The 22,567-nt window shown below is 38.9% G+C and carries 22 protein-coding genes and 1 other RNA gene; 8 read left to right on the top strand and 15 right to left on the bottom strand.

What is annotated here, in order from left to right:
- Positions 1-72 precede the first annotated feature (72 nt).
- The 4 genes from AC1M83_RS02875 (at position 73) to AC1M83_RS02860 (ending at position 3,074) form a co-directional block, all read left to right on the top strand.
- Positions 73-765, top strand: a complete 693-nt coding sequence (locus AC1M83_RS02875) for an HAD-IA family hydrolase (RefSeq protein ID WP_481589958.1) — start codon at positions 73-75, stop codon at positions 763-765.
- Positions 749-1,189 (top strand): RNA-binding S4 domain-containing protein, encoded by a 441-nt coding sequence (locus AC1M83_RS02870; RefSeq protein ID WP_481589957.1) that lies wholly within the window; start codon positions 749-751, stop codon positions 1,187-1,189. Before AC1M83_RS02875 ends, AC1M83_RS02870 begins: the two co-directional genes overlap by 17 nt.
- 146 nt (positions 1,190-1,335) lie before the next feature.
- Positions 1,336-2,379: a recombinase RecA gene (gene recA, locus AC1M83_RS02865; RefSeq protein WP_035263652.1), complete on the top strand. Its 1,044-nt coding sequence runs from the start codon at positions 1,336-1,338 to the stop codon at positions 2,377-2,379.
- A gap of 68 nt (positions 2,380-2,447) precedes the next feature.
- Positions 2,448-3,074, top strand: a complete 627-nt coding sequence (locus tag AC1M83_RS02860; protein WP_481589956.1) for a regulatory protein RecX — start codon at positions 2,448-2,450, stop codon at positions 3,072-3,074.
- A gap of 27 nt (positions 3,075-3,101) precedes the next feature.
- On the opposite strand, the gene ffs is transcribed toward AC1M83_RS02860, so the two are convergent.
- Positions 3,102-3,198, bottom strand: an RNA gene (gene ffs, locus AC1M83_RS02855) — signal recognition particle sRNA small type.
- 285 nt (positions 3,199-3,483) lie between these two features.
- On the opposite strand from ffs, the gene AC1M83_RS02850 reads away from it, so the two are divergent.
- Positions 3,484-4,311, top strand: a complete 828-nt coding sequence (locus AC1M83_RS02850; protein WP_180027808.1) for a YbgF trimerization domain-containing protein — start codon at positions 3,484-3,486, stop codon at positions 4,309-4,311.
- 46 nt (positions 4,312-4,357) lie between these two features.
- Here AC1M83_RS02850 and lpxA read toward each other — a convergent pair whose 3' ends face one another.
- From lpxA to rimO, 12 genes are all read right to left on the bottom strand, one after another.
- Positions 4,358-5,146, bottom strand: a complete 789-nt coding sequence (gene lpxA, locus AC1M83_RS02845) for an acyl-ACP--UDP-N-acetylglucosamine O-acyltransferase (RefSeq protein ID WP_035263657.1) — start codon at positions 5,144-5,146, stop codon at positions 4,358-4,360.
- Complete coding sequence (fabZ, locus tag AC1M83_RS02840; protein ID WP_035263658.1) at positions 5,143-5,625, bottom strand: 3-hydroxyacyl-ACP dehydratase FabZ; 483 nt, start codon at positions 5,623-5,625, stop codon at positions 5,143-5,145. The genes lpxA and fabZ overlap by 4 nt, the downstream gene beginning before the upstream one ends.
- 1 nt (position 5,626) lies before the next feature.
- Positions 5,627-6,697 carry a UDP-3-O-(3-hydroxymyristoyl)glucosamine N-acyltransferase gene (gene lpxD, locus AC1M83_RS02835; protein WP_092766345.1) on the bottom strand — a complete coding sequence of 357 codons (1,071 nt, stop codon included), beginning with the start codon at positions 6,695-6,697 and terminating at the stop codon, positions 5,627-5,629.
- A 3-nt stretch (positions 6,698-6,700) separates the two neighbouring features.
- Complete coding sequence (locus tag AC1M83_RS02830) at positions 6,701-7,189, bottom strand: OmpH/Skp family outer membrane protein (RefSeq protein ID WP_179998091.1); 489 nt, start codon at positions 7,187-7,189, stop codon at positions 6,701-6,703.
- 29 nt (positions 7,190-7,218) lie between these two features.
- Positions 7,219-9,741 (bottom strand): outer membrane protein assembly factor BamA, encoded by a 2,523-nt coding sequence (gene bamA / locus AC1M83_RS02825; RefSeq protein WP_481589955.1) that lies wholly within the window; start codon positions 9,739-9,741, stop codon positions 7,219-7,221.
- 41 nt (positions 9,742-9,782) lie between these two features.
- Complete coding sequence (gene rseP / locus AC1M83_RS02820) at positions 9,783-11,138, bottom strand: RIP metalloprotease RseP (RefSeq protein ID WP_481589954.1); 1,356 nt, start codon at positions 11,136-11,138, stop codon at positions 9,783-9,785.
- A 1-nt stretch (position 11,139) separates the two neighbouring features.
- Positions 11,140-12,336, bottom strand: coding sequence for a 1-deoxy-D-xylulose-5-phosphate reductoisomerase (gene ispC / locus AC1M83_RS02815; RefSeq protein WP_481589953.1), 1,197 nt, complete (start codon positions 12,334-12,336; stop codon positions 11,140-11,142).
- Positions 12,337-13,161 (bottom strand): phosphatidate cytidylyltransferase, encoded by an 825-nt coding sequence (locus AC1M83_RS02810; RefSeq protein ID WP_481589952.1) that lies wholly within the window; start codon positions 13,159-13,161, stop codon positions 12,337-12,339.
- Between the two features lie 2 nt (positions 13,162-13,163).
- Entirely contained in the window at positions 13,164-13,910 is a 747-nt protein-coding gene (uppS, locus tag AC1M83_RS02805) for a polyprenyl diphosphate synthase (RefSeq protein ID WP_481589951.1), read from the bottom strand.
- An 8-nt stretch (positions 13,911-13,918) separates the two neighbouring features.
- Positions 13,919-14,473 carry a ribosome recycling factor gene (gene frr / locus AC1M83_RS02800; protein WP_035263669.1) on the bottom strand — a complete coding sequence of 185 codons (555 nt, stop codon included), beginning with the start codon at positions 14,471-14,473 and terminating at the stop codon, positions 13,919-13,921.
- A 76-nt stretch (positions 14,474-14,549) separates the two neighbouring features.
- Positions 14,550-15,278 (bottom strand): UMP kinase, encoded by a 729-nt coding sequence (gene pyrH, locus AC1M83_RS02795; RefSeq protein WP_035263670.1) that lies wholly within the window; start codon positions 15,276-15,278, stop codon positions 14,550-14,552.
- A 47-nt stretch (positions 15,279-15,325) separates the two neighbouring features.
- The gene (gene rimO, locus AC1M83_RS02790) at positions 15,326-16,669 is read right to left on the bottom strand and encodes a 30S ribosomal protein S12 methylthiotransferase RimO (RefSeq protein WP_481589950.1); all 1,344 of its coding nucleotides are present in this window, start codon (positions 16,667-16,669) and stop codon (positions 15,326-15,328) included.
- A gap of 361 nt (positions 16,670-17,030) precedes the next feature.
- On the opposite strand from rimO, the gene glnL reads away from it, so the two are divergent.
- From glnL to AC1M83_RS02775, 3 genes are all read left to right on the top strand, one after another.
- Positions 17,031-18,140: a nitrogen regulation protein NR(II) gene (gene glnL, locus AC1M83_RS02785; protein ID WP_481589949.1), complete on the top strand. Its 1,110-nt coding sequence runs from the start codon at positions 17,031-17,033 to the stop codon at positions 18,138-18,140.
- The gene (glnG, locus tag AC1M83_RS02780; RefSeq protein WP_481589948.1) at positions 18,127-19,617 is read left to right on the top strand and encodes a nitrogen regulation protein NR(I); all 1,491 of its coding nucleotides are present in this window, start codon (positions 18,127-18,129) and stop codon (positions 19,615-19,617) included. Before glnL ends, glnG begins: the two co-directional genes overlap by 14 nt.
- Before the next feature lie 104 nt (positions 19,618-19,721).
- Positions 19,722-20,375 (top strand): aminotransferase, encoded by a 654-nt coding sequence (locus tag AC1M83_RS02775; protein ID WP_481589947.1) that lies wholly within the window; start codon positions 19,722-19,724, stop codon positions 20,373-20,375.
- Positions 20,376-20,397: 22 nt separating this feature from the next.
- Here AC1M83_RS02775 and prpC read toward each other — a convergent pair whose 3' ends face one another.
- Both prpC and prpB read right to left on the bottom strand, forming a co-directional pair.
- A complete protein-coding gene (prpC, locus tag AC1M83_RS02770; protein WP_481589946.1) occupies positions 20,398-21,537 on the bottom strand; it encodes a bifunctional 2-methylcitrate synthase/citrate synthase in 1,140 nt (379 codons plus the stop codon).
- A gap of 4 nt (positions 21,538-21,541) precedes the next feature.
- Positions 21,542-22,426 carry a methylisocitrate lyase gene (prpB, locus tag AC1M83_RS02765; protein ID WP_035263679.1) on the bottom strand — a complete coding sequence of 295 codons (885 nt, stop codon included), beginning with the start codon at positions 22,424-22,426 and terminating at the stop codon, positions 21,542-21,544.
- Positions 22,427-22,567: the final 141 nt, after the last annotated feature.

Genomic DNA, 22,567 nt, shown 5'->3' with positions numbered 1-22,567 from the left:
ATCGATATTTAAATAACACCCATTTGTTGTTTTTATTTGTGCTAAATTGCAACAATACCTGAGGAAAGATGAATGAATAAACCCATCATCATGTTCGACATGGATGGAACCCTACTCGATCTTGCTTTTGACGATTTAATTTGGAATCACAAACTCCCTGAGCGACATGCCAAAACTCATCAAATCAGTTTAGAACAGAGCAATCAAATTCTATTTAAATTTTATCAAGATCATAAGCACACGCTCGATTGGTATTCTACGCGCTTTTGGACAGCCAAAGTCGGCGTTGATACCTTTCAGCTTCAACACGATCACAAAGAATTCATCAAGCCGAGACAGGGATGCATTGCGTTATTATCAGGCCTTAAACAAGCTGGATACCGAATGTGGTTAGTCACCAATGCTGATGAAAGAGGTTTGGCATTGAAAATGAATCAAGTTGACCTTACCTCTTATTTTGAAGTGATGATCAGTAGCGAAACGATCGGTTTTGCTAAAGAGCGTTTTGAATTTTGGAATCAATTACAGAAAATGCACCCATTTGAACCTCGTCACTGCGTTCTCGTTGATGATACAGCGGTAGTACTCGAAGGTGCTAAATCTTTTGGTATCGAACACCTAATCACAATTACCCAACCATCTAGCGCTCAACCTGAGCGCGAAAGGTCTAAACTTCAGTATCCTGCAATCAATGATCTAAGATCATTAATCCCCTATTTAGACCAAATTAACCATGAGAAAGAAATGAATGTCAAAACAGCATGAAACTAAAATCACAGATTCAATGCGAATTGATAAGTGGCTTTGGGCAGCACGCTTTTTTAAAACCCGCTCAATTGCCAAGGCAGCAATCGAAGGTGGTAAAGTTCATCACAACAATGATCGCGTTAAAGTTTCCAGAGAAGTACGTGTAGGAATGGAGTTAACGATTCAGCAGGGATTTGAAAAGAAAACCGTCATTGTGAAAGCTTTATCGTCTGTTCGAGGTGGTGCGCCTGCTGCACAATTACTCTATGAAGAAACTGCAGTCAGTATCGCGCGTCGTGAGTTGCTTTCTGCACAAAGAAAATTGCATAATCTTGCACGACCAGATCATCGGCCAAGCAAAAAAGATCGACGTGATATTACAAGATTCCGTCAACAAAATGGTCAGCAATATGACGAAGTTTGGTCATACGATGATGAATAAGTTAAAGCGACAAATATTGTCGTTTTGAAGTTTAAAATTATAGAACAGTCCGATTTTTTCTGTCACTATAAATGCCGTGGACATTAGACTTAATTAAAGACATCCACTTAAGTTATCAGTGATTTACATCGTTTTGAGGTTATGAGATGGATGATAATAAAAGCAAAGCACTGAGTGCTGCTTTAAGCCAAATTGAAAAACAATTTGGTAAAAATACGGTAATGCGCCTTGGTGACAATACTGTTCAAGCTGTAGAAGCTGTATCTACAGGCTCTCTTACATTGGATATCGCATTAGGTATTGGTGGTTTACCTAAAGGCCGTATTATTGAAATTTATGGTCCAGAATCATCAGGTAAAACCACAATGACACTTCAAGCGATTGCGCAATGTCAAAAAGCTGGTGGTACTTGTGCATTTATTGATGCTGAGCATGCTTTAGATCCTCAATATGCTCGCAAACTTGGTGTAGATATCGATAACTTATTGGTGTCACAACCTGATCACGGTGAACAAGCACTAGAAATTGCAGATATGCTGGTACGATCTGGCGCTATCGACTTAATTGTTGTCGATTCTGTAGCAGCCTTAACTCCTAAAGCCGAAATTGAAGGTGAAATGGGCGACTCTCATATGGGTCTACAAGCACGCTTGATGAGCCAAGCATTGCGTAAAATTACAGGTAATGCAAAGCGCTCCAACTGCATGGTGATCTTCATTAACCAAATTCGTATGAAAATTGGTGTCATGTTTGGAAGTCCAGAAACCACTACTGGTGGTAATGCGCTCAAATTCTATGCTTCTGTACGCTTAGACATTCGCCGTATTGGTCAAGTAAAAGAAGGTGATGAAATAGTTGGTTCTGAAACACGCGTTAAAGTGGTGAAGAACAAAATGGCACCTCCTTTCCGTGAAGCATTATTCCAAATCATGTATGGTAAAGGTACAAATCAGCTTGCTGAATTGGTCGATCTCGCTGTACAACAAGAACTTGTTCAAAAAGCTGGTGCTTGGTATTCATACCAAGGCAACAAGATTGGACAAGGTAAGAACAACGTGATTCGTCACCTTGAGGAAAATCCTCAACTTGCACAAGATCTTGATCGCATGATTCGTGAACAGTTGTTAACCACAGCGACACCAGCTCCAACTGAAGAAAATGACGAAGAAGCAGATTTATTTGAAGTATAATTTTTCAAAAAATTTGAAATCGAAGCGCCCAAATTATGGGCGCTTTTGTTTAAGAGCATGGATTTAAAATGTCAGAGAAGTTTCCCAAGTTCATTCATTATGAGGACTTAAAATCAATAATTAATGAAGATGAACCTCAACATCTCATCAATGATCAACATGTGGCTAGCCAACACCCGAAAAATCAAGCATCAGATGAATGTGATTTAGATGACAACCATTCATCAGCTCTAGCACAAAATAAAGGCTTAACAGGAACTCGTTTGAGATCGTATGCATTTGCAGTCTTAACTCGCAAAGAATACTCAAAAAAAGACTTAATCGATAAACTTGTTTTGTATGCACAAAATAAGGAAGAGGTTTTGAGCTTAGTTGATGAGCTAGCGCGAGAAAATTATCAAAGTGATGCTCGCGTTGCAGAAATGACGGTACGCAGCCAATTACGCAAAGGAAAAGGTCCAAATCGAATAAAGCTAGCTCTTAAAAGCAAACACGTTGATAAAGCCTTGGCTGAACCAGAAATGAAAGAAATAGATTGGTATGAACAAGCATACTTATTGAAAGTCAAAAAATATGGCTATGAAGTTGCTCAGGACGCAAAATTAAAAGCAAAACAAATTCGCTTTTTACAATATAGAGGCTTTGAAATGGATGCGATTATGAAAGCTATAAAACGAAAAGAGAATGAAGAATAAGAAATAAAGTTATTATAATGGTGGCAACCCTACTAGCAAAACTCCGGCACATTATAGTTCTGATACCGTTGCTACCTTCCGGTCCTGGCGGGGTTCTCAGAGTACAATTGCGAAGCCACCAGCAGGGCTACCATTGCAAGAACAGAGTATAGAGATTTTTAACGATCTTGCAAGACCATAATGGGCTTTAAAGGCACTAAAAAAGTTCAAGTGAATATTTACTAATCTATTAACAACAAACTTGATATTTTTCATCTAAATAACTTCAACTTAAATTTCTTCATTTATACAGTTTCATTGTAAATTTATATTGATTTTAAATGCTATGACGTTTTTAATGATCTGATTATTAAGAATTGAAAATACTCAAAGTTCAAATTTGAGTATGGACACAAATGGAATAATGAACATGCTCAATAAGCGTACTTTTCTTGCACTAGCATTGATGAGCTCAACATCAGTTTTTGCCAATATTCCTATCGAATCAAAAGGATTAAGCCAAAATTCGAGTTTGAACCAAACAGCAGTCGCAGCGAATAACACCGCTACAGCCCCTACCAACACCAGTTGGCAGCTTATCCAACAAAATCAACGCTTAGAAAATCAAATTCGTGCACTTCAAGGCAAATTAGAAGAACAAGAACATCAAATTAATCAACTGACCAACGAATTAAAAAATCGCTATACAGATCTAGATCAAAGATTAGAACTCCTTCAACAAAAAATTGATCCTGTGGAGGAGTCCAATGCCGATGATCCTAATGCTGCGCCACCCATTCCTAACGAGCCAACTGCACCAAGCACTAGCACTAACTCCAATACCACAGCATCACAAAATGCAACGAACTTGAATCAAACCAACCAACAAGAACTTGATAAAGCGGCTTATACAGTTGCCTTAGATGCATACAAACAAGGTGGCGCAAAAAAAGCCATTGCACCTATGCAAAACTTTGTACGTAACAATCCAAATAGTGTGTATACAGGTAATGCCTATTTTTGGTTAGCTGAATTCAATTTAGCAATTGAACCACCCAATTATGAAGAAGCAAGAAAACACTATGAAACTGTCGCTTCGAAGTTTCCAAATTCAGGAAAAGCAGCGCGATCTTTATATCAGCTGTATAGCATCGCGAAAGATGTAAATAAAAACGCTCAAACTGCTGAAATTTATAAAAATAAACTACTAAGCACCTATCCTGACTCAGAGGAAGCTGGATATTTCAAAAAAAGTTAAATAAAAAAGACATCATAAGATGTCTTTTTATTGCTAGCAAAAGCTCTTAACGAACAATACCGCGCTTAGATTCATTTAGAGAATCTATGAGGAGCTGAGCTTCAGAAACATTTGGTAAAATTTCAGCAGTAATCTGCTCAATGGCTTGTTGTGTCGTCAGACCACTTTTATAAATCAACTTAAATGATTCTCGTAAACCATTGATTACATCTTTGGACCAACCCTTACGACGCATACCTTCTACATTCATTCCAAATGCATGCGCCGGATTACCAGACACCATCACATAAGCAGGAACATCCTTCAAAATCAATGATGCTCCACCAATCATGCTGTATGAGTCGATTTTACAGAATTGATGAATACCGGAGTTGCCACCGACAACAACGAAGTCACCAACATGCACATGACCTGCGACACCAACATTGTTTGCAAAAATGTTGTTATTACCCACCACACAGTCATGCGCAATATGCGTATTGACCATCAACAGATTATTACTACCAATTTTAGTAATACTTTGATCCTGCACTGTACCGCGATGCAGACTGCAATGCTCACGAATTTTGTTGTTGTCGCCAATCTCAAGCCAAGTTTCTTCACCAGCATACTTAAGATCCTGACACACCTCACCCACACTGGCAAACTGGAAAATTTCGTTTGATTTACCGATGCGAGTATATCCACCAACCACCACATGAGAATGTAACACTGTCCCACTATCAATCGTCACATGAGGACCAATAATCGAATAAGGACCAATTTTTACATCAGAAGCAATCGTTGCCGTAGGATCAATAATTGCTGTAGGGTGGATTAAATCACTGTTACTCATGCTTGCTCTAATTTCTGATGAGAAATAATAATTTCAGCTGTCGCTGCAATTACACCATCAACGCTCGCACTACAAAGATACTTGTAAATACCACGTTTCTGCATTACAAGCTCTGATTTTAACACGAGTTGATCACCAGGAACGACTTGTTTTTTAAAACGAACTTTTTCAGCGCCAGCGAAAAGAAAAAGTGAACCAGGTTTGGGTTTTTCATTGTTCATGATAAAGCCAAGAACGCCAGAAATTTGTGCCATCGCCTCAACGATTAAGACACCCGGCATGATTGGATAACCTGGAAAATGACCTTGCATAAACTCTTCATTTATGGAGACATTTTTAAATCCGACAATTCCATTCTCAGTCACTTCTGTAACACGGTCTACCAATAGAAATGGATAACGATGCGGCAAATATTCACGAATTGTTTGAATATTCATCGGCAATTCAGGAATTGAAAAAGATAAAGTAGACTCTGTCATATTATTTACGCAATTTTAAAGTTGATTCGATTGACTCTAACTGAGCCTGCATATCATCTATTTGTTTGACTAATTTGGTCAATGGCACATCTGCTAATTGTCTTAGACGAACAACTGTTCGTTTCCAACGAGAATTTTCGAGCAATCCCATTCCTGAAGAATATGTACCAGCTTCTAAAATGCTACCTGTGACCATTGACATTCCAGTTAGCGTCACATTATCTACAATTTTTAGATGTCCTGAGATACCACAAGCACCTGCAAGGATACAGTTTTTGCCAATCACAGTACTGCCTGCAATACCGCATTTTGCAGCAATTGCAGTATTTTCACCGATTTGAACGTTATGTGCGACTTGCACAAGATTATCAATAATCACACCATCATGAAGTATAGTGTCATCCAAAGCGCCACGATCAATACTACAGTTGGAACCAATTCTGACATCATTTCCAATTTGAACAGACCCGAGTTGAGCAATTCGGTTCCACTTACCTTGATAAGGAGCAAAGCCAAAACCCTCTCCTCCAATTACGGTATTCGCATGGATACGAACACGTTTAGCAATTTTAGATCGACCCGTAATCGTGACATGCGAATCAATGAAACAATCCTCACCGATTTCAACATACTCATCAATTTTAGTTTGCGAATGAATGACTGTATTTGAACCAATCACGGCATGCGGGCCAACCACCACATAATGTCCAATATATACATTATCCCCTATCATAGCACTCGGATCGATTACTGCGGTGGCCTCGATACCACGTTGCACAGTTTTAGATTCGAACACATGAGTTAAAATCGCGAAAGCAAGATACGGATTTTGTACGACAATAAAATTATTATGCTGATTAAGCTGAGCCTGCATCTCAGAAGTGACAATTAAGGCACCTGCTTGAGATGAAATCGCTTCGTCTAAATACTTATCAGAATTTACAAAAGAAATTTGGTTTGAGTTCGCTTGAGTTAAACTTGCAAGACCCTCTAGCAACAGATCTGCATCACCAATAACTTGGCCTTGTACAAGTTTGGCCAAGTGATCGAGACGAAATTGATTTGATTTCATTGACTATTTGATTGCATTAACCTTTTGAATCATTTTAGCAGTTAAATCGTATTTTGGGTCATATGCCAAGGCAGCATTTTTATTTAAAACTAAATCAAGATTATTTTCTTTGCGCAATTGTTCAGCAACTTGTTTAATCCTTGAGTCAAAAACTTTGTTTGTATTTTGAATGGTGCTTTGAACACGTGATTGAACAGTCTGTTGCAAAGATTGAAATTCGTTCATCTTCGTTTGATATTGAGAGGATAGTTGCTGGGCATTCGATTGATTGGCTTGAGCTGATTTAGCCAAAGCTTCAATTTCTTTACCTAACTGTTCCAACTTTACCGTTTGCGGTTTAATTGTCTGCTCAAGCTGAGCATTCTGCTGCTTTAAATACGTGCTATTTTCTACCACTTTTTCTAAATCGATTACCCCATATCCTGCTGCATGTGCAAAGCCAACTACAGATGTGAGTAAAGCCGTTGATATCATTGTTTTAAATATATTCATTATTATTCCTTTTAAGGCAAAAGGCCGTACTAGAAAGTACGACCAATTTCAAATTGAACAGACTTAGTTTCATCACCAGGCTTATCATTCAGTGGGTACGCATAGCTTAATGATAGTGGACCAATCATCGTAATCCATGTGAAGCCTACACCAACACTATAACGCATATTTCCGGCATCGAAGCCAAAGTTATCTTTACAGTACTGTCTAGCATCGAATGCCGTCGGGTTGGTTGCGCCAAAATAAATATTTCCAGTAGGTACGTCACATTGAGTGTCGAACACTTGAGCACCTTCAGCAAAAATAACAGGACGGACCTGTCGCGCCCAGTCGCCTTTAAAAGGAACTGGTAAGATTAATTCAGTGCCAAATTGAACTAATGCATTACCCCCCACCTCTTCAGGGTTTCTATCTTCTCGAGTTAGAGCAGCATCTGTAATACTCGGATATTTTGGACCTAATGTACTATTATCATAACCACGAACAGACCCATAACCACCAGCGTAATAGTTTTTATAGAATGGTAAATCATTACCGAAACCTACCTTACCATAACCACGCCATACAAAATCCTTTCCTAAAGGAATAAAGGCTTGAGTATCGTATGTTACCTTCTGATATTCAACATCACTGCCCGGCAATGCAATCTCTGCATTAACACGATGAGACATACCCGACGTTGGGAAGCGTGGATTATTTAATGTGTTATAAGACCAACCTAAATTTAAACTATAAGTAAAGAAATCACCTTTAAACTCATTACCGTACTCAACTTCAGGTTCAGAGCAAGGTTCATAACCAATTACATTACCGTTATCATCTTTAATTGGCTCTAAGTCGACTGGACAATACTTACCAGTACTTGTTTCCCTACCCCCATTGGCAAGTAAATAATCACGTACATAAGTAGAAACAAATGGACCAGTCGTTACTTCAGTTTGATCAATATTAATACCAGCACTTAAGCTCTGATTCTCATCAATAGGGTAACCAAAGCTCAGACCACCACCGAAGCTATCTGTAACATAATTGTTAACGTTATAGTCTTCGTCTAATTTCGTCTTACGATAATAGAGATTGTAACCACGGCTGACACCATCAATTGTAAAGTATGGATCAGTAACACTTAGGTTATAATAATCTTGTGTCTCAGAACGAGAAAGATCAATCGCTACACGGTTACCTGTACCTAAGAAGTTAGTTTGACTTAAACCTGCTTGGAACGTGATACCGCCATTTTGCGAATAACCCACAGCTAAAGTACTTGATCCTGAGTGTTGTTCTTCAACAGCGATATTCAAATCAATCTGATCAGGCGCCCCCGGAACACGTACTGGCTTAACATCTACTTTACTGAAAAATCCAGTACGCATTAAACGGACTTTTGAAAGATCAATTTTTTCGTTACTCGCTAATGCACCTTCCATCTGGCGCATTTCACGACGTAAAACTTCATCAGCAGTCTTGGTATTACCTGTAAAATTAATACGTCTAACCGTAACTTGCTGACCCGGATTGATGTAATAATTCAAATTAACTTTTTTTGTTTCATTGTCAATTTGAGGCACAACATTAATTTCAGCATAGTAATAACCAGCATTACCATACTTACGCTGTAACAACTGTTTTACTGCATTCACCAACTCTTGTGAGTAAGTTGCATCATCTTTATAAATCTTTAGTGCACGAAGATCTTCGTCTTTATATAAAGCATCACCTAAAAATTTGGTTTCACCAAATTTAAATTGCTCACCCTCATTCATTGAAACTTCAATGAAAATATTTTTTTTATCTTCACTGATATTCAAATTAGAGTTGGTAATTTCAAAATTGATATAACCTTTATTAAGGTATAAAGCTCTTAATGCTTCAAGGCTTGCTGCCATTTTTTCACGCGCGTAGCGATCATTTCTGGAAATGACAGATAACCATCCGCTTTCCTTGACAGCAAAGACTTGCTTAATTTCATCGTCTTTAAATACAGTATTACCAATTAAATTAATTTCAAAAACTTTAGCTGGTTTACCTTCAATGAAATTAATATTGACATCAACACGGTTATTGGCTTTTGCAACAGTTTCAACCTGAATATCCGCATTGTAGCGACCTTGTTGTGAATACTGTTGTTCAAGCTCGGTTTCTAGCGTCTGAAGTGCAGATTTAGTGAGCACCTCACCTTCAGCTAGACCCATTTTCTTCAAGCCATCTTCCAAGGCTTCTTTTGGAATGAGCTTATTACCCTTGAAATTGATTTTAGAAATAATAGGACGTTCAACGACTTTAAAAACCAAAACATCGTTTTCTTTGAAAGCTTGAATATCATCAAACGAATTAGAGGCATACAAGGCACGAATCGCATTCGCAATCACTGGATCATTAATGCGGTCCCCAGCATTCACCGGTAACATTGCGAGTACATTAGCCTGCGTTAGTCGAACTAATCCATCAACACGCACATCCCGCGCGATAAACTCGTCTGCTGCATATACTTGTTGTACTGCTGCCATTGCGCTAACGAGTGCCAATGGCATAAATAAATGTTTGTGCTGCATGCCTATTGTTTTCCAGTAAGTTAATTATCCATCTATAACGCTTATAAACGCATAAAATCATTAAATATTGCGAGAAACATCATACTTCCCAGCAACACCATACCAATTTTTAATCCAACCAATTGTATTTGTTCAGAAACAGGTTTACCACGAATTAATTCAATTATGTAATAAACTAAATGCCCACCATCCAACATCGGAATCGGAAGCAAATTTAATATCCCCAAACTTACACTCATTAATGCCATAAATGAAATGAAAGTTTGCCACCCCATTTCAGCACTTTGACCTGCAACTTTAGCAATCGTAATTGGACCCGAGAGATTATCCAACCCAATCAATCCACGAATCATTTTGACAATTGAGCCAAGTATCATAGAAGATAATTGACCCGTTTTTTCAACCGCAACCACGAAAGCTTCCGCTGGATTATATTGAATTGTATGCTTATATTCAGCAGGAATATTGATCTGACCAGATTGAGCTTGCACTCCCAACATTCCTGTCGTATTGCCCATATTGTCACGCTTTCCTTGAGGCATGACCTTTAATTGAACAATCTCACCTTGACGCATCACTTCAATATTCAATAGTTTTTCTGGTGATTTTTGTACTATATCAACAACTTCAAACCAATCGTTAATTTTTTTATTATCAATCGCGACAATTACATCACCTTCCTTCATCCCTTGGCGTATAGCAGCACCATCTTCAGATAATTTATGCACAACTGGTTGAACATGAGGTCGATATGGTAAAAACCCCAAGACATCCAAAGGTGATTGAGACTGATCTTTTAGAAATTGCTGAATCGGTAAATTAAAAGTTTGCACCTGTCCATCACGATCAGCTTGAATTTGAATCGTACCAGTTTCACCTACGCGATCAATCAGCGCATAATTCAATTTTTCCCAAGTTGGCGTCGCAGTTCCATCCACTGCTATGATTTTATCACCAGAACGCATCTCTACTTGTGCGGCTGGCGTATTTTCAATCACTTTACCAACTCGAGTGTTTAATTGTTCCTGAGCTGGTAAGAACAGAATCCAAAAAAGTAAAACAGCAAAAATTAAATTAACAAGTGGTCCCGCAGCAACGATTGCAATTCGTTTTAAAGGGGATTGCCGATTAAACGCATAAGGTAAATCTTCTGCACTTACATTACCTTCACGCTCATCTAGCATTTTTACATAACCACCTAAAGGTAATGCAGAGAGCTGATATTGAATGCCTGACTTTTTAGAAGTCCACTTTAGAACTGTTGGACCAAATCCAATTGAATACACAAGAACCTTAACGCCAAGTTTTCGTGCTACCCAGTAATGTCCAAATTCATGAATTGCAATCAATGGACCTAGAAGCAAAATAGCCGCGACGATAATGAAAAGTATATTCATCTTAGGTACTCAGTGAATTCGTGAGTTGAATAGCATAGCGACGTGAAAGCGCATCAGTCTCTAGGATTAGCTCTAAAGAATCAGCATTTGAATTTTGAATATGGTTCAAAGTGGATTCAACAACTTTAGGAATATCTAAAAATTTGATTTTATTTTTTAAAAATGCTTCAACCGCGATTTCGTTTGCAGCATTTAAGATCGCAGGCGCCAATCCTCCAGATTTCATTGCTTCACGAGCCAATTGCAACGCTGGAAAGCGTACAGTATCAGGCTGCATAAAATTAAGCGTATCGTTTAGAAATAAATCTAGCGGAGGAACATGTGTTTCAATCCGATCTGGCCATGCAAATGCATGTGCAATCGGCGTACACATATCAGGATTACCCATTTGAGCCAAAGTACTACCATCAACATACTGAACCATTGAGTGAATAATACTTTGTGGGTGCACAACCACTGTAACAAAATGTTCTTGAATTGAAAATAAATGACAGGCCTCGATCAACTCGAGACCTTTGTTCATTAGCGTTGCCGAATCAACTGATATCTTCTGGCCCATTGACCAATTAGGGTGCTTACAAGCCTGTGCAGGTGTCACATTACTGAGCTCATCTAGCGTATGATGCAAAAATGGACCGCCAGAAGCAGTCAACAAAATTTGTGAAACACCTAACTGGGGTTTACCACCTGTATCTAATTGTAAATAATTTTGAGGCAGGCACTGAAATATTGCGTTATGTTCAGAATCTACAGGTAATAATAAGGCTTTATTCTCTTTAGCGGCCTTCATCATGATGTCACCAGACATCACCAACGATTCTTTATTTGCTAGAAGAACACGCTTACCAGCTTGAACAGCAGCGAGTGTTGGCAATAATCCTGCCGCACCCACTATCGCCGCCATCACGATATCAACCTGAGGATGCTCAACAACAGCGATTAAACCCAACTCATCAGAGAGAATTTCGGTTGAAGTGATATTTTTTAATTTGAAAAATTGATGTAGTTCATCCACCTTGCCTGAAGGTACAACAGCATACTGTGGATGATATTGTTGACATATTTCGCTTAACTGCTCTACACGACTAAATGCAGATACCGCAAAAACATTGTACTTCTCTGGATGTCGATCAATGACTTTTAAGGTACTTTGTCCAATTGAACCCGTTACACCTAATATACATACTGATTGAGACATCTATAAATCTACACCAACAAGTTTTAAAACAAATATTCCCGCAGCAAAAATAGGTGCGGCAGCAAGCAATGAGTCAATGCGATCTAATACACCACCATGACCAGGCAAAATACGACCTGAATCCTTAATACCTGCACGACGCTTAATCATTGATTCAAATAAATCACCTTGAACTGAGCTAAATACTGTCAGCACAGATAGGAGTAAAAATAGAATATGCTCTACTGCGGTTAAATCTAAATAGTTAAATTGTACAAATAAGATAACAATGATGACTGTAATTACACCACCGATTAACCCTTCAATAGATTTATTCGGGCTCACCTCAGGTGCAAGCTTACGCTTACCAAGCTTCCTACCTACAAAATACGCCCCACTATCAGCACCCCACACTAAGAGGAATAGATACATGAGCCACCAAGGTGAACTTATCCAGACTTCGTATATTGCCGATACTGCAGCGCTAATAATCACTACACCAATCCAATTCAGTGAAGTTTTATACCACGCATCATAAAGAGGATATTGCTTAACCCAATAAATGGTAATAACCCAAGTAATAATCGAAGCACTCCACAACAGCAGTACTAGATCATCAAAATAAAGCGCAATTGCAGAAAATACCGCAGTGATTACACCAAAGCATCCTGCTTTAAATTTATTCACTTGATCAGTTTGACGAGGCATGAGTTTAAACCACTCATAGCCAGCCCCCCCGGCAGCGATAATCATTAACGCTAACATTGGATAAATGGATGTAGTTGCAAACATACAGCTCAAGACTACAGCCACTAAAATCAATGCGGTAATTATCCGCTCTAACATTATTAGTTCTCTATTTTCTCTTGTTGGACCTGCTCAGAGGTTTTTCCAAAGCGCCTTTCACGCCCTAAAAACACACCAAAGGCATGATCCAATTCTTCTGTTGTGAATTCTGGCCACAACGTCTCAGTAAAATACAACTCAGCATATGCAGATTGCCATAATAAAAAATTAGACAATCGATAATCACCACCAGTACGAATCAATAAGTCGACTGGAGGTAAGTCACCTAAACTGACATGCTGAGCAAACAAATCAACATCAACTTGATCAACATCAATTTTTTGTTCTTTGACGAGTTGTGCGATTGTTTTAGCAGTTTGTGCGATATCCCACATTCCACCATAGCTCACAGCAATTGTGAGCGTCATTTCTGTGAAAGTAGCAGTCCTTTGTTCTGCTTGCAACATTAATTGTTGCAATTCTGGCGATAAACGAGAGCGATCCCCGATGAATCTGAGCCCAATCTGAAACTTTATCATTCGAGGAATTTGTTCATTAATCGTCTCTTGCAACAATTTCATGAGCAAATCAACTTCATATTGAGGTCGATTCCAGTTTTCACTTGAGAAGGCATAAACAGTAAGTGCTTTTACACCCACTTTACGACAATGCTCTACAATCGGATCAAGGACATTTTTTCCTTCACGGTGTCCACCACCTTTTTGTAGATGTTTCTTTTTTGCAAAACGATTGTTGCCATCCATAATGATGGCAACATGTTGTGGCAGAAGCTCTGCTGAGATGGTCATTATATAGCTTAGACCTTCATCAACTCAGCTTCTTTTGCTGCTAAACGCTTTTCAACTTCAGCAACAAATTTATCTGTGATTTTTTGGATTTCATCGCCAGCACGACGCTCATCGTCTTCAGAAATTTCTTTTTCTTTCAACAACGCTTTAATATCACCTAATACATCACGGCGAATATTACGAATCGCAACTTTTGCATTTTCAGCCTCGTTACGTGCCACTTTTTGCATATCACGGCGTGTTTCTTCAGTTAATGCCGCCATTGGTACACGAATTGAATCAGCAGTAATTGGGTTCAAACCTAAATCTGACTCACGAATTGCTTTATCGATTGCAGCAACCATGGTGCGCTCGAAAGGTTGAACAAGCAATGTACGCGAATCTTCAACACCAATGTTAGCAACTTGGTTTAATGGCACATCAGAGCCATAGTAAGGAACCATTACGCCGTTAAGAATTGATGGATGTGCACGACCTGTACGAACTTTAGCAAAACCATGCTCTAATGAGTCCAATGATTTATTCATACGCTCTTCAGCATCTTTTTTAAGATCGTTAATCATGTGATCTTCCTTACCTAATTCTCAAAATTTAAATCAAAATAGTGTTTAGTATAAATAGCTTTGAAAGCCACGTACATCAATTAGTAACGTGAGTACCTTCTTTTTCACCCATAACCACTGACAATAACGCACCTGATTTATTCATATCGAATACTTGAAGTGGAACATTATGGTCACGGCATAAGCAAATCGCGGTTAAATCCATTACACCAAGTTTCTCATCTAAGACTTGGTCAAATGTTAATGCATCATATTTAACAGCATCTTCGTATTTGCTTGGATCTTTATTGTAGACACCATCTACCTTCGTCGCTTTAAGAATTAAGTTGGCCTCAATCTCAATACCACGTAAGCAAGCAGCGGTATCTGTCGTAAAGAATGGATTACCAGTACCTGCCACAAACACACAAACTTCACCATTATTTAAATGACGAATCGCATCACGGCTAGAATATGATTCTACAACTGTACCGATTGGTAATGCTGACATTAAACGGGTTTTAATATTACGACGTACCAATGCATCTCGTAGCGCCAAACCGTTCATCACAGTTGCTAGCATACCCATTTGATCACCTGTTACACGACCAACCAACCCATCTTGCTGTAATTGGCTACCACGATAAAGGTTACCACCACCCACAACGATACCAACTTGCACACCTAGACCAACCAAGTGAGCAATAGATAAAGACATTTGATCAAGCACTTGTGCGTCGATACCCATATCTTTATTGCCTGCTAGCGCTTCACCCGAAAGTTTTAGCAGAATACGACCAAAGCGTGGTTTTTTAGAATCTAACATTACAAACTCCAATATCCGAATTCATTTATATGTATTACTTCAAACAATTATGCGGTTTTAATTTCAATCAATTCTGCATAAAGGTCGTATTCATCCGCATCAGTGATTTTAACAACCAGTAAATCACCTGCTTTAATCTTGCTCTTATCAATATCTTCTACAAAGACATTTCCATCAATTTCTGGAGCATCTGCATAAGAACGCGCTACTGCAACTGGAAACTCTTCTTCTAGATCATCAACCAGCACGGTCATGGTTTGACCAATACGCTTTTGTAGCTTTGCAGCAGAAATTTCTTGCTGAACCTGCATAAAGCGTTCGTAGCGTTCCTGTTTAATTTCTTCAGGCACATGATCTGGCAGATCATTTGCAGTTGCACCTTCAACTGGAGAGTATGTAAAACAACCAACGCGATCGAGCTGAGCTTCTTTCAACCAATCTAGAAGTTGCACGAAATCTTCTTCAGTTTCACCCGGGAAGCCAACAACAAATGTTGAACGAATGACTAAATCAGGACACTTTTCACGCCAAACTTTTAAACGCTCTAGCGTGTTTTCACTATGCGCTGGACGCTTCATTAGTTTTAAAATTTTAGGGCTAGCGTGTTGGAATGGAATATCTAAGTAAGGCAAGATCTTACCCTTTGCCATCAAATCGATAACCGCATCAACATGTGGATATGGGTAGACATAATGCAGACGCACCCAAATACCCAATTGACCTAATGCTTCACACATATCATAGAACTTAGTTTTTACAGGCTGACCATTCCAAAAATCAAGCTTGTATTTTGTATCTACACCATATGCCGAAGTATCTTGAGAAATAACCAAGACTTCCTTTACACCAGATCGTTTTAAAGCCGCCGCTTCTTCTAATACAGAACCAACTGGGCGAGATACGAGATCGCCACGCATACTTGGAATAATACAGAAGGTACAACGGTGGTTACAGCCTTCAGATATCTTCAAATATGCATAATGTTTTGGTGTTAATCGAATACCTTGTTCTGGCACAAGATCAATAAACGGATTATGTTTAGGAGGTTCAGGAACATATTGATGCACAGCTTCCATTACTTCTTGATAAGCTGCTGCACCAGTAACTTTAAGTACGTTTGGATGCATTTGACGAATTTTTTCTTCATCTTTACCCAAACAACCTGTTACGATGACGCGACCGTTCGCACTCATCGCCTCACCAATCGCGTCTAATGACTCTTGTACTGCAGATTCAATAAAACCACAGGTATTAACAACAACTAAATCAGCACCGTCATAATCCGACGCTACATCATAACCTTCAGTTTTTAACTGAGTAAGAATTCGCTCGGAATCTACCAATGCCTTAGGACAACCTAAAGAAACAAAACCGACTTTGGGGGATTTCATGAATCTGCGCTCCACTAGAATCCGCGTATTGTATGTCTTTTCAATTCATAAAAACAGTTGAAAACCCCACTCTTTGCATAACGCACCAAAATATTCCCATAAATTTTAAAAAATATTGCAATCGCACCAATATGATGCATTATTAAATAAACCCAACTTTGCATGAATATTTTGCAATCGCTTCGCGCTTTTTTTCTTAATAAATGAGTTCATTTTAGTTGTTTTTAACGATTTCAAACGAAGTTGGCTCATATTTTGCTTTATTTGAGGACGTTAAAATTAAATAACTCCCTCTTTGTGAGCAGTGATGGAAAAACACATAGATGCAATTGCTCTATTTTAAGACAGGATTTTGAGGTTAATGAATCAACAACCAACGATTGATTACCGTTTACTCGTAGACAACTTGAGCACTGCGATACTTTTAGTCGATAGTGAATTAAATATTTTTTATTTAAATTCCTCATGTGAAGCACTCTTTGATATCAGCTTATTAAGAGCATCAGGTCAATCTGTGCTCAGTATTTTACAATCTCCAGGTGATTCATTTAACACCGAAGAAGCGCTCACAAATACATTACTCACGGGGCAAGCTTATACCCGCCGTGAAGCGACTATTATTGTGAACTTTAAAGATGTACATGTTGACTATTCTGTTGCCCAACTTAACACTGGCAAAAGTTATCACCCCCTCCTTCTGATTGAACTCAATCCAATTGATCGAATGTTGAAAATTTCTAAAGAAGAAAATTTTATTCAACAACATCAGGTCGCACGCCAATTAATCAGAGGTGTCGCGCATGAGATTAAGAATCCATTAGGGGGCATACGTGGCGCAACTCAATTATTGGCACGTAGTTTAAATGATCCTGAATATAAAGAATTTACGGACATTATTATTAGTGAAGTAGATCGCCTGAGAAATCTTGCTGACACAATGCTCGGCTCTCGGCAGTTACCAAGCTATGAACCTGTAAATGTTCACGAGCCTTTGGAGCGTGTTCGTTCGTTAATTGTGAATCAAACAAAAAAGAAAATTAAAATTACTCGTGATTATGATCTTTCCTTACCTGATGTTGAAGCAGATCGGGATCAACTTATTCAAGTGATGTTGAACATCAGTGTAAATGCTGTTCAGGCCATGACTGAAAACAAAGAGTTTTTTCAAGACACTCAACCGGAATTAACCCTGCGTACACGTATTCATCGCCTTGTCACGATTAACGGAACTTTACATCGCTCAACTGTTCGAATTGATATCGAAGATAACGGCCCTGGCGTTCCAGAGGAAATTTTAGAGTCCGTATTTTATCCATTAGTCACAGGACGCGCTAAAGGAACAGGCTTAGGTCTGAGCATCGCGCAAAATATTATACATCAACACAATGGAATGATTGAATGCCAATCTGTTCCAGGCAAAACCGTATTTAGTCTTTATATACCTTGGGAGTTAAACCATGTCGCGAAATAAAATTTGGGTAATAGATGACGATCGCGCCATGCGTTGGGTTCTAGAAAAAACATTTAAAGAAGAAGGTTTAGATGTTACCAGTTTCGAAGAAGCTCAATCTGCACTGGATCAATTGCTTGATGATACACCGGATGTAATTTTGACTGATATACGCATGCCAGGAATCGATGGACTCACTTTTCTTGCTAAAGTCAAAGGTCATTATCCTGATCTACCTGTGATCATCATGACGGCACATTCGGATCTAGAGTCAGCAGTATCAAGCTATCAAACAGGTGCTTTTGAATATTTACCAAAACCATTTGATATTGATGAGGCTTTAGCACTTGTCAATCGTGCCATCATGCACATTAATAAGCTCCAACAACAAGAATCTGCGAAATCAACCGTACAGCCAATTCAATCAACTGAGATCATTGGAGAATCTCCTGCAATGCAGGAAGTCTTCCGAGCAATTGGGCGTTTGTCGCAATCACACATTACGGTATTAATTAATGGTGAGTCAGGTACAGGTAAAGAGTTAGTCGCTCATGCATTGCATCGTCATTCACCACGTAGCAGCAAGCCATTTATTGCGCTTAATATGGCTGCCATTCCGAAAGATTTGATTGAAACTGAATTATTTGGTCATGAAAAAGGTGCATTCACTGGCGCTAATACTCAGCGACAAGGTCGCTTTGAGCAAGCCAATGGCGGTACATTATTCCTTGATGAAATTGGGGACATGCCATTCGAAACCCAAACGCGTTTATTGCGTGTTTTAGCTGATGGCGAGTTTTATCGCGTCGGTGGACACATTCCAGTGCGTGTTGATGTCCGCATTGTCGCTGCGACTCACCAAGATCTAGAAAAATTAGTACATGATGGACGCTTCCGTGAGGATCTTTATCATCGTCTGAATGTAATTCGTATTCATATTCCTAAACTTGCTCACCGCTCGGAAGACATTCCGATGCTCGCACAACACTTTCTCGCACGAGCAGGTAAAGAACTTGGTGTAAGTCCAAAGATTTTACGTACAGAAACTATTGAATACATGAAACAGTTGCCCTGGCAAGGTAATGTACGTCAACTTGAAAACACATGTCGCTGGCTGACAGTGATGATTACTGGAAGAGAGGTTTACCCAGAAGATCTTCCTTCTGAGTTAAAACAACTACCAATCCAAAAATCTGATGATCCAAATCATCCACACAATCAAGCAGATCGTATCACTATTCAGCATTGGGATGAGTTGCTTAGTCAGTGGGCTGTACAAAAACTCAAAAATGGCGAAATGAAATTATTGGATATCGCCACGCCTATGTTTGAACGCACCTTAATTAATGCTGCACTACAACAAACTCGAGGAAGAAAACGCCATGCTGCTGAGCTTTTAGGTTGGGGTCGCAATACCTTGACTCGTAAGCTAAAAGAATTAGGAATGGATACTGCTGAAGATGATGAAGATGAAGTTGTAAGCACTACTGCCGAGTAAACTTCTAGATTTAGGTTAATCAACACAATTGATTAACCTATTCTTTATCATAATTCTAAAATTTTAAATCATGCTCAATATAAAATACAAAAAGATGAGTCCAAATGAACAATAATCACTTAAAGCATAAAACTTATCTAGGTATCATCTTCTGCCTTATTTCTTCACCCTCCTTTGCCACAGTCGGCGGTCCGGAGACAATAGAAATACTAGGTTCAGATATTAAAGATCAGAAAATATATTATTTACGCCATTACCATGATGAATCTGGTCGACCACCAACACTTTATTATTATTTGCTCAACAGCAGAAACCCACATAAAGCGATTGAGGTTCAATCCATTTATACCCCATTAAATAGCCGAAATCACATTACTGAAACTCAGCATACGCTTCGTAAAATTCAAAGTATTCAAGCTCGCCTTGTCAAACCAGCGCCATTAAGCCCCAAGACTGCTAACCTAAAATTAAATAAACAAAGAGAACAGACTGGAAATTTTTGGTTAAACGTGCCTGAAATTAAAGTAAGTAAATTCCAATCTCAGGTACAACTCAGCCAAAGTTCTAAACCTTCAATGTATAAAAGCCAACAATTCGAGAATATTCGATATCATCGTAATTTACCTCAGATCAAAAAACTTTACGCATTTCCTCACACTTTCTCCAATTATCGCGTTGCAGTTATTAGTTATATGGGTATTCCTACTGAAACAGGCTACGAAAAACAAGATGCCATTTTACTCAGCTCAATAAAATAAAAAGCTCCCGAAGGAGCTTTTTTTATGCTTTTCTAGCACGTTGTTCAATTGGTACAACTTTGCGCAATTCAGGTCCTGTATAATCCGCACTTGGGCGAATAATACGGTTGTCCGCACGTTGCTCCATCACATGTGCCGCCCATCCTGTTACACGAGACATCACAAAAATTGGCGTGAATAGTTTCGTTGGTATACCCATAAAGTGATAAGCAGAAGCATGGAAGAAATCAGCATTACAGAATAATTTTTTCTCTCGCCACATGACTTCTTCACAACGTACTGATACTGGATATAAAACAGTATCTCCTACGTCCTTAGCCAAGCGCTCAGACCATACCTTAATAATCCCATTACGTGGATCATTGTCTTTGTAAATTGCATGACCAAAGCCCATGATTTTTTCTTTGCGTTCGAGCATACCCAGCATTTCGCGCTCAGCTTCTTCAGGAGATTTCCATTGCTCAATCATATCCATTGCCGCTTCATTTGCACCGCCATGCAGTGGACCACGCAAAGAACCAATCGCACCTGTAATACACGAATGTAAATCTGATAACGTCGAAGCACACACACGTGCCGTAAATGTTGAAGCGTTAAATTCATGTTCTGCATAGAGAATTAAAGAAACATTCATGACTTGTTCATGCAATTCATTAGGTTTTTCGCCACGCAATAAATGCAAGAATTGAGCACCAATTGAGTCGTCATCAGTATTTTCTTCGATACGAACACCATCATGGCTATATCGATACCAATAACAAATAATGGCTGGCAATGTTGCCAAAATACGATCAGCTATATCTTGCTGTTCACCAAAGGACTGTTCTGTTTCTAAGTTACCCAACATAGAAACACCTGTACGCATAACATCCATAGGATGTGAATCTGCTGGGATACGTTCAAGCACTTCTTTTAATGCTTGCGGTAACGCTCTCAGTGATTTTAGTTTTGCTTTATAGTCCGCAAGTTGTTGCGCCGTAGGTAGTTCACCAAAGAAAATTAAATATGCAACTTCTTCAAATTGGCAATTTTCCGCCAAATCCTGAACATCATAACCACGATATGTTAAGCCTGCACCACTTTTCCCAACGGTTGAAAGTGCTGTTTTACCTGCGACTTGTCCACGCAATCCTGCGCCAGTCAATACTTTTCCTTCAGCCATTTTTTTATTTCTCCTGAGTGAATAGCTTATCTAGTGTGTTTTCGAAAGTATGATAATCAAGGAACTCGTATAATTCTTTTCGTTGTTGCATTTTATCAATAACATTCACTTGCGTGCCGTCTTTACGAATTGAATGCATCACTTCTAATGCTGCTTTCTGCATCGCACGTGTCGCAGACAATGGGTATAACACCATTGAAATCCCCTGTTCTGCTAGCTCTTCGGTTGTATAATAAGGGGTATCACCAAATTCAGTGATATTCGCTAGCACAGGCACACCTACAGCATCACAGACTGTTTTATACATCGTTATATCAGTCATCGCTTCCGCAAAAATAGCATCAGCTCCAGCTTCAACACATGCACATGCACGATCAATGACGGCTTGAAGCCCTTCTTTTTGCAGCGCATCCGTACGTGCCATGACCACGAAATTAGAATCAGTTTTTGCATCAACAGCAGCCTTAATACGGTCTACCATTTCTTGTTGTGACACAATTTCTTTATTCGGACGATGTCCGCAGCGTTTTTGCGCAACTTGGTCTTCAATATGAACAGCAGCAGCTCCAGCAGCGATCATTTGCTTGATACTTCGTGCAATATTAAATGCACCGCCCCAACCTGTATCAATATCCACAAGCAAAGGCGTATCTACACGTTCAGTGATACGACGAACATCTTCAAGCACATTATCTAAACTCGTCATTCCCAAATCAGGAAGACCATAGGAATAGTTTGCAACACCTGCGCCTGATAGATAAATTGCTTTATAGCCAACTTGTTTTGCCATCATTGCTGCATATGCATTTACAGTTCCGATGATTTGTAATGGCTTTTCCACTTCTAATGCTTGTCTAAATCTTAAGCCTGCAGACGATTGTTCTGTCATATTCCTTTCCACAGTGTTTACTATAATTATCGAGTTTTTAGTATATCTATAAATTTAGTTTGATATATGACCGTTTAGTATTTTTGCTCTAAAACTTTAGTCATATAAAAATGAATTATCATTCATTTTTTGATTTTGTTA

It is taken from the genome of Acinetobacter sp. 25-47-130, from assembly GCF_056779705.1.
This window is presented reverse-complemented; position numbering and strand designations above follow the sequence as displayed.

Bases quoted from the DNA above. Each gene is read 5' to 3' on its own strand.
- rseP (WP_481589954.1), bottom strand. From the start codon at position 11,138: ATGAATATACTTTTCATTATCGTCGCGGCTATTTTGCTTCTAGGTCCA.
- glnG (WP_481589948.1), top strand. From the start codon at position 18,127: ATGTCGCGAAATAAAATTTGGGTAATAGATGACGATCGCGCCATGCGT.
- AC1M83_RS02870 (WP_481589957.1), top strand. From the start codon at position 749: ATGTCAAAACAGCATGAAACTAAAATCACAGATTCAATGCGAATTGAT.
- uppS (WP_481589951.1), bottom strand. From the start codon at position 13,910: ATGACCATCTCAGCAGAGCTTCTGCCACAACATGTTGCCATCATTATG.
- AC1M83_RS02850 (WP_180027808.1), top strand. From the start codon at position 3,484: ATGCTCAATAAGCGTACTTTTCTTGCACTAGCATTGATGAGCTCAACA.
- glnL (WP_481589949.1), top strand. From the start codon at position 17,031: ATGAATCAACAACCAACGATTGATTACCGTTTACTCGTAGACAACTTG.
- AC1M83_RS02775 (WP_481589947.1), top strand. From the start codon at position 19,722: ATGAACAATAATCACTTAAAGCATAAAACTTATCTAGGTATCATCTTC.
- prpB (WP_035263679.1), bottom strand. From the start codon at position 22,426: ATGACAGAACAATCGTCTGCAGGCTTAAGATTTAGACAAGCATTAGAA.
- AC1M83_RS02860 (WP_481589956.1), top strand. From the start codon at position 2,448: ATGTCAGAGAAGTTTCCCAAGTTCATTCATTATGAGGACTTAAAATCA.
- AC1M83_RS02830 (WP_179998091.1), bottom strand. From the start codon at position 7,189: ATGAATATATTTAAAACAATGATATCAACGGCTTTACTCACATCTGTA.
- rimO (WP_481589950.1), bottom strand. From the start codon at position 16,669: ATGAAATCCCCCAAAGTCGGTTTTGTTTCTTTAGGTTGTCCTAAGGCA.
- pyrH (WP_035263670.1), bottom strand. From the start codon at position 15,278: ATGTTAGATTCTAAAAAACCACGCTTTGGTCGTATTCTGCTAAAACTT.
- recA (WP_035263652.1), top strand. From the start codon at position 1,336: ATGGATGATAATAAAAGCAAAGCACTGAGTGCTGCTTTAAGCCAAATT.
- AC1M83_RS02810 (WP_481589952.1), bottom strand. From the start codon at position 13,161: ATGTTAGAGCGGATAATTACCGCATTGATTTTAGTGGCTGTAGTCTTG.
- frr (WP_035263669.1), bottom strand. From the start codon at position 14,473: ATGATTAACGATCTTAAAAAAGATGCTGAAGAGCGTATGAATAAATCA.
- lpxD (WP_092766345.1), bottom strand. From the start codon at position 6,697: ATGAAATCAAATCAATTTCGTCTCGATCACTTGGCCAAACTTGTACAA.
- lpxA (WP_035263657.1), bottom strand. From the start codon at position 5,146: ATGAGTAACAGTGATTTAATCCACCCTACAGCAATTATTGATCCTACG.
- fabZ (WP_035263658.1), bottom strand. From the start codon at position 5,625: ATGACAGAGTCTACTTTATCTTTTTCAATTCCTGAATTGCCGATGAAT.
- bamA (WP_481589955.1), bottom strand. From the start codon at position 9,741: ATGCAGCACAAACATTTATTTATGCCATTGGCACTCGTTAGCGCAATG.
- prpC (WP_481589946.1), bottom strand. From the start codon at position 21,537: ATGGCTGAAGGAAAAGTATTGACTGGCGCAGGATTGCGTGGACAAGTC.
- AC1M83_RS02875 (WP_481589958.1), top strand. From the start codon at position 73: ATGAATAAACCCATCATCATGTTCGACATGGATGGAACCCTACTCGAT.
- ispC (WP_481589953.1), bottom strand. From the start codon at position 12,336: ATGTCTCAATCAGTATGTATATTAGGTGTAACGGGTTCAATTGGACAA.